Below are 7,372 nucleotides of genomic sequence, written 5' to 3'. Positions count from 1 at the left end.
TTTCATCCCACACGCAAGCGTGTGGGTTTTTCGCCACAAATTTATAACACTACCTTCATATTCTGCTTCATCTAGTGCATCTAAAACACCACTACTTTTATTTAAACCATTCCATCTTGTACAAAATAATCTTGAATGATGTACAGGGCTATCATCTACAATTAAAGAACCAGCTATAGTAAGATAACCTTCCTCATCAGCCAATCCAAATGATATTAAATTCTTTTCGTCAAAACTATAACCTGTCCACTTCTTATATCTTTCCCTTAGTTTTGAAAAAGAATAATCTCTGATTTTATACATAGATTTTTGTGAATCATATGATTTATTACGGCCTCGTAATACTAATCTTTGAAGTTCCGTAGGAGAGGCTTTAACACTCTCATTTCCAATTCGTATATAAGCTTCTAAAGATCCATCATTATAATAGTAATAAGGCGTTTCATCACCTTTAAATACCTCTAAAATAATTAGAATATTATCTTCTACTTTACGAAAAGACATTTTAAATTCTGGAATTGGATTTAACTTAGTTTTGATTATTTCACTAATTTTTTCTGCATCTTTAACTGGATTATCTAATCCAATGATTTCATTTTCATCAGATACTCCAAAGATTAATGCGCCACCTAATGTGTTCGCAAAAGCACTAATACTCTTACACCAGCTTTTTGGTTTTCTCAACTCAACCTTTAATTTCTTGTCATATTCTGTTGTTTCACCTACTAGATCATTTATTCTCATTCAAAGTACCTTCCTTAATTTTCTATTCACTAATATATACTCAAGATATTAAGAATTTTCTTTAAATAAACTAAAGATAAACGCAAAGTTTAAGAAAAATGTTGCTACTAGATCATCAAATTAAGCTTAACATCAGATTTCTTAGCTAATTTCTTAGCTTACAAGCATGTAGGTTATGCTTTATTTTAGTGAAGATAGAGATGTAATGTTAAGCTAAATTGAATTTTTAAATCAACTTGCATATTAAAATACTAGATGCTATAATTTGATTGCAGATTGGGATGCAATTAACATCAAACGAAAAGGTAAGGAATGGTGCTCCTTACCTTTTCTAGTTCTTTGGAGTGTACTTATCACTACGCTACTTATCGTTTAAATCTTTTGTCCAACCATTTGCATATGTAATAAACTAAAACACCTGCCATGACAGATACTACTAAATTGGAAAGCAACTAACATCACCTCCTTATTGATGAGGAGAAGTTTGATGGATTCTATGCAGTAGCTACCAATCTTGATGCAGAAGATAACGCTAAAGAAATCATTAGGATTAATTCCCAGAGATATAGAATAGAAGACTGATTCAGAGTCCTTAATACAAATTTCAAGGCAAGACCAGTAAATCATAGAAGAGACGACAGAAAAATCGCTCACTTCATGACATGCTACACTGCACTTCTTATCCAAAGGATAATTGAGATCAAGCTCAATAGAAGCGGCAGATACTTCACCACCGATGAGATAATAGAGAACATGAAGAATATGAACGTGGTGAACAACCAGGATCTTTACTATTAAGCAACTCGATATGTGATGCATTAAATGAGACATTCAGGTTGGATCTCGACAAACAATACTATCAGCCCAAGGAGCTAAAAAATAATCAAAAATATTTCATAAGAAGCTTCCCATACAACAATTTTAAAAGGGAGAAAAACGCCCTTAAACAGGCACTTTTCTCCCTTTTTTATATACCCAACTGTCAAAAACGGGATTATAGAATAATATGTTGATTTTTCAAGAGTTTTTATTTAGGTTTAGAAGTAATACATTGAACTCTGTCATAAGAATAACTAGAACTTTTTCATACAAATAATTAGTAAGTAATTCTTAATATTTTTGTAAGTAATTTGAGCCGTTTCTTTTTATAATTTTACGTTATAACTATTATGAGAATGAAATATAAAAGGGAGACATAATAGTTATGATTAAACAAGTCAGAATTGAAATAAAGAACGCAGTGAATCAGATTGAGTTCAAAGTTTTGTTTGCAGCAATACTTTTAATAAGTCTAATAAGTATTTTTTTAAATTGTTTCCAGGATTATGGTCGTAATATTTTATTTATCAGGTCTTATATTGATAATTCCATGTATATCAGCATTAAGGCAAGACCTATTATGAGTGTTTTTGAATATTTATCACCACTTATTGTAATGATGATTTATTCATCTAGTAAGTGGAAAGAAGAAAAAAATGGAATGCAGTCAATGGTCATCACTCGTCTAAATAAGAAAGAATATTATCTATCAAAGTTCATAGCGAATTTTATTATCGTATTTGGCGTGGTTCTATTTTCGGGATTAATTAATCTACTTATTTCATATATTGTCTACCCTACTGTAGGATTTGATAACCGATGGGGAATACCAGTCTATGATCTTATTCAAAGATATGATAATAGAGCTTTATTGGATCTATTAAGAATTCAAAATCCTCTTGTTTATATTCTTGTCAAAAATATTATAGTCAGTACGTTTCTTGCAACGATTTCAAATATTCCTTACTGTTTAAGTTTTATCAAGCATTTCAAGGAAATGGAATTCATACAAATATGCATTATGACGTTTATTGCGATTGCTGTTGCTAGTGTTATAGGAGTTATTTTTCATATTAGTTTCATTAATTACATATCGTATATGTATGTAGATGCTAGAATCTCTTTCTCAAGTGTATGTCTATCGATAATAGTATTGAATATAGCTGAAGTATTGATTTTATTTAAAGGGATGAAGAAATATGAAACGATTCATTCATAAGGACCAGATAAACAACTCTATTTTCTTTGTAATTGTTGAACTGGTTGTTCTATTCATGTTTAGAAGTTCAATACATACGAGTCATGTGATGATAAATACATTTTCAGTCATCACTATTATGATATTTGTCATTCCAGTTGTGTTGTCCTATTTTTCTACGGATATATTGCGAATATTTAGCTATATGATCATACCTAGATTTCAATCTAAGAAAAAACTATTTGGTTTCATTATTGAAAGAATCTTAATGGATTCTTTTAAAATGACATGTCTATTATTAGTTCCTGTTCATGTTGTGGGAACTGTAATATATCATATGAGTTTTTTAATGATCATGAGATATTATTTCAGTTTCTTTATGACTTTGATCTCTGTCTGTCTAATATATATCATCGTCTATTTAAAGATGAGAAATAAAAATATATCCATCATTATTTCTTACTTCTTATGCAATATCACCACTTTACTAGGCAGTTTACTTAGACAATATAGTATTCCAGGCATATCATCAATTATGCTTTTGGAGTATGAAAAGCCTGCAACTCTTCTTATTGTGACGATTGTGCTTATTGTTTTACTATCTGCAATTCTATATAGAGTAGTCACTCAATTTCAATTATTAGGAGAGTCTAAAAATGTATTATAAGTTCATCATAAGGAATAAGCAGATATTGCTTAGGATATTATTCTTGATTGCTTTCTCATTTTTTCTTAAGTATGCAACTCATAACAGTTATATGCCTCATGATTTATTAGGTGCGTACCAGATGTATATGGGAGGTATCTTTCTAGAAGAAAGTAAATCAATACCACAGATTATGCTTCTGTTGATCAATGCTGTGTTATTCATATACTACGTTCCTTATGAAATAATTAAGGAAATAAAAGAAAACGAGATCTATATAAAATATAGATATGGGAAGAACAGTAAAATCTTAATGCTTATTGCGATTAAGAATTTGTTTTATTCATTATTTTATCAATTGGTTTATGTACTCATCATTATGTTGAAGACCTTCCAGTTTAATCCTCTTCATGTGATAGGAACTGAGTTCATCAAATTATTTTTGACTTCTACCATCCAGTTGTTGATTATATCGTTTATGAGTGAATTCTTCTTATATTGTTTTAAATTTGAGATAGGTATTGTTCTTTCTTTGATGCTTGTTGTGAGTCCAGCTATTATTTCAGGTGTTATACTAGATCAATTTTCATCTAATTTAGAACTCTGTAAGTATATTCCTTTAAATCATGGTAATTATAATTACTATCATGCATCTACATATATGCAACAAGGCATATCTATCACTTATTTACCATTGCCTTACTACAAATACCTTTTATCTATTGTGAGTCAGGTTATTGAGTTAGTAATCAGTGCTGCAGGACTTATGTGTGCTATTGATAGAAAAGAATTAATAGGAGGTCATTATGAAAATTAGTGTAAAAGATGTTTCAAGAGAAATGAAATCAAATATAATCTTGGATAACATAAATTTGAAATTTGAAAGTGGAAAAATATATGGTTTATGTGGACACAATGGTTCAGGAAAAACAATGTTGTTACGTGCTATTGCGGGATTGATTCAGATAGATCATGGAGAAATCATGATTGATGAGAAAATACTTCATAAGGATATTGATTATCCACCTGAAATGGGATTGATTATTGAGACACCTACTTTCTTTAAATATTATACAGGTATGGAAAACCTTCAGTATCTTGCTGAAATAAGAAATCAGATTTCACAAAATGATATAATAGAAGCACTTAAAAGAGTTGGATTAGATCCTAATGACAGAAGAACAGTCGCAAAGTATTCACTAGGGATGAAACAAAGATTAGCCATTGCGCAGGCTGTTATGGAAAAGCCTCAATTTATATTGCTTGATGAACCTACAAATGCATTAGATCCAGATGCTGTTATTCAATTTAAGAAAATGATGACAGAAGAAAAAAGACGCAATGCCTGTATTATCATTGCGACTCATAATCATCAGGATATAGATGAATTGTTTGATGAAAAGATATATTTAAATTCTGGCAGAGTAGAAAGAGTTGAAAAAATGACTAAGAACACAAAACTATATTTCATGATTCTATTGGTTTTGATAAGTGTGACTATAGGATATGCATTTGTGACTAAGTATTCTTTCACAGGTGATTACTATCTCAATAAAATTAAGAAGCAGTATAATCTTGATGATTTTGTGTATTCTAATATTAAGGACAGTGAGTATTTCAATGAATCTATAAGTACACTGGATGAACTAGAAAAAAGCAGTGATCTGATTGTGAAAGTAAAACCAGACGATGGTAAATTATTTTATAACAGTATAGAAAGACAAGTAAAAATCATTGATATATACAGGGATAAGGATTCCTTGAAAAAAGGAGATACTATCTATATTCAAGAACCGTTTTCTATCTCTTATCTTAAGGGGATGGAAAGTATGAATTCCGAAAAGGGATATGTCTTGATGAATTCTAATCAGGAATATATTCTATTTTTGAAGCATCTCGATAAAGCAGATGGATATAAGTATAAGGATAACGAAAAGATAACTTATGTACCTGTCTCTACTAGATTGAGTAAATATTGTAGACAAGAAAAACCACTATTAGTCAATGCATCTAAAATTGAAGATGGAGAATTGTATTATAAAGATTTTAAAACATCATCAGCTATTTTTATTAAAACGGATGAATGGAATAGATATAATGCAATTGCATCACAGATCTATGATAAGTACAAATGAAAAAGGGAACCTCAGGTTCCCTTTGATGTTATCTTAATGCTGTACCGAAATGTAATGCTATATAAGCCAATTCATCTTCATTAAATGATTTATGATAATGTTCTTTTACAACATCATTTAAAATCATTGCACATTTATATTCTGTTTCATTTTCAGTTTTGATTTTGTCAGTTAATACATTATCATGGAGCTGTTCATCATTCTTTAAACGCTGAATTGCAGGATAGAAATGCATTGATAATCCCTGATAGAAATCATCATTCTTCTTTAGATTTAATCCTAAACGGTTATTGATTTCCTGTACGGCTTCTAAAGTAATGCTTTCAGTTTCCTGATCAATAATATCGCATTCACTAAAGAAGTCTAAATCTAATAATGTCATGTTTGATAAATACATCGCACAATAACAAATATCGTCTTCAGAAATTTTTACATCATATTTCTTAGATAAATCATAAATGATTAACTGTGAAATCTGATAAGTGTTGGCTTGTTTTAATTGTTCAATCTGAGATGAACTCATTTCGATATAAGATCCAGATAATTCTCTTGTAATTGATAAAGCAAGATGAATAGATAAGTTGTCTATTACTGTATCTGAGATATCCATGTTTGCTTCTGTCACATACTTCTTGATTGTCGCAAAGATTTCTGCTTTGCGTAATTTAAATTTTTCTTCTAATTCTATGACCATTTTTTTCCACTACCTCTTTGTGCCCTTATCATATAGGAAAGAAAGCGGTTTGTCTATGCTTATTTTTAGATTTGTACACCAAAAGAGGTTAATTTTCGCGAATTTATGAATCCGTTTACATGTTTTGTACAAAAAGGTGTATTTCTTGTAAAACTATTTTCTCATAGTGAGATAAATAGTATCATATTCGCATTGTGTACCAAGTCTAAATGGGAATCCCCATGAACCATATCCAGCAGATACAAGAAGATAATGGTTTTTATAATGGGATAAACCATATGAATTCTGATAGTAATAATGAAGGATAATATTTCCTGGGAAAATCTGTCCATTATGTGTATGACCAGATAATTGAAGATCAGTGAAATATGTATGTTGATCAAATCTTTCAGGATTATGGTCTAGTGTAATAGTAGGTAAAGAAGTATCCATTCCTTCTATTACTTTATTGATTTCATAGTGATCATGAGATGTCTTATCTGTAAAGCCAACAATATTAAAAGTATTGTCTACAGTTTCATAGGTGTTCTTTAGAAAGTGTATGTTGTATTTTTCAAAGACAGTAAAGTCTGTATGTTTACCATAATATTCATGATTACCAGATATCCAGTATGTTCCATAAGTACTCTTCATATTTTTGAATTCTTTTAAAGAACGATTCATTAATGCATCTGGTGTATTTTCATCAAATACATCTCCTGCAAAACATACAAGATCATAATGTTTATCATTCACAGTTTTTACAAGTTTTCTTACCTGTCTCATATAAGTACCAGAACTCAAATGGAGATCACTCACTAAACAAATCTTTAACTTAGATACTGAAGATGTCTTAGGAACAGTGACATGATAGATGACTTCTTTCTTATTATAATGAGAATAGAAACCAGAAATTGTAAGAGTAATCGCAATCATAGTTGCTACGATGTTCCCAAAACGATATGGTCTTCGTTTCACAAATTTAAAGGAGAAACGATACAGATAAACACATATAAAAAGAATATAAATATACATAGTGAGAAATTGACACACTAGTATGAACATGGTAAAGATATGATTATATGGTTTAAAGTTAAATTTAAGTAATATACCGATTGTAGAAAGAATAGCCATGACAACCACAAATGTTTTAAAAA

General features: G+C 29.9%; 6 protein-coding genes. 3 read left to right on the top strand and 3 right to left on the bottom strand.

The genetic code is table 11. The annotated features are described in order from the left end of the window. Positions 1-744: AlbA family DNA-binding domain-containing protein (locus QVO42_RS06685; protein ID WP_288164008.1), on the bottom strand; the 744-nt coding region annotated here is incomplete at its 3' end. A gap of 1,204 nt (positions 745-1,948) precedes the next feature. On the opposite strand from QVO42_RS06685, the gene QVO42_RS06680 reads away from it, so the two are divergent. The 3 genes from QVO42_RS06680 (at position 1,949) to QVO42_RS06670 (ending at position 5,542) form a co-directional block, all read left to right on the top strand. Further along, the gene (locus QVO42_RS06680; protein WP_022425370.1) at positions 1,949-2,782 is read left to right on the top strand and encodes a hypothetical protein; all 834 of its coding nucleotides are present in this window, start codon (positions 1,949-1,951) and stop codon (positions 2,780-2,782) included. A 635-nt stretch (positions 2,783-3,417) separates the two neighbouring features. After that, a complete protein-coding gene (locus tag QVO42_RS06675; protein WP_022425368.1) occupies positions 3,418-4,224 on the top strand; it encodes a hypothetical protein in 807 nt (268 codons plus the stop codon). Beyond that, on the top strand, positions 4,214-5,542 hold the full coding sequence (locus tag QVO42_RS06670; protein WP_022425367.1) for an ABC transporter ATP-binding protein: 1,329 nt from the start codon (positions 4,214-4,216) through the stop codon (positions 5,540-5,542). Before QVO42_RS06675 ends, QVO42_RS06670 begins: the two co-directional genes overlap by 11 nt. Positions 5,543-5,570: 28 nt before the next feature. On the opposite strand, the gene QVO42_RS06665 is transcribed toward QVO42_RS06670, so the two are convergent. Both QVO42_RS06665 and QVO42_RS06660 read right to left on the bottom strand, forming a co-directional pair. After that, complete coding sequence (locus QVO42_RS06665) at positions 5,571-6,236, bottom strand: BglG family transcription antiterminator (RefSeq protein WP_022425366.1); 666 nt, start codon at positions 6,234-6,236, stop codon at positions 5,571-5,573. Between the two features lie 153 nt (positions 6,237-6,389). Next, positions 6,390-7,372: metallophosphoesterase (locus QVO42_RS06660; RefSeq protein ID WP_288164006.1), on the bottom strand; the 983-nt coding region annotated here is incomplete at its 5' end.

It is taken from the genome of Catenibacterium sp. CAG:290, from assembly GCF_000437715.1.
GTDB classification, from domain to species: Bacteria; Bacillota_I; Bacilli_A; order Erysipelotrichales; family Coprobacillaceae; genus Catenibacterium; species Catenibacterium mitsuoka_A.
This window is presented reverse-complemented; position numbering and strand designations above follow the sequence as displayed.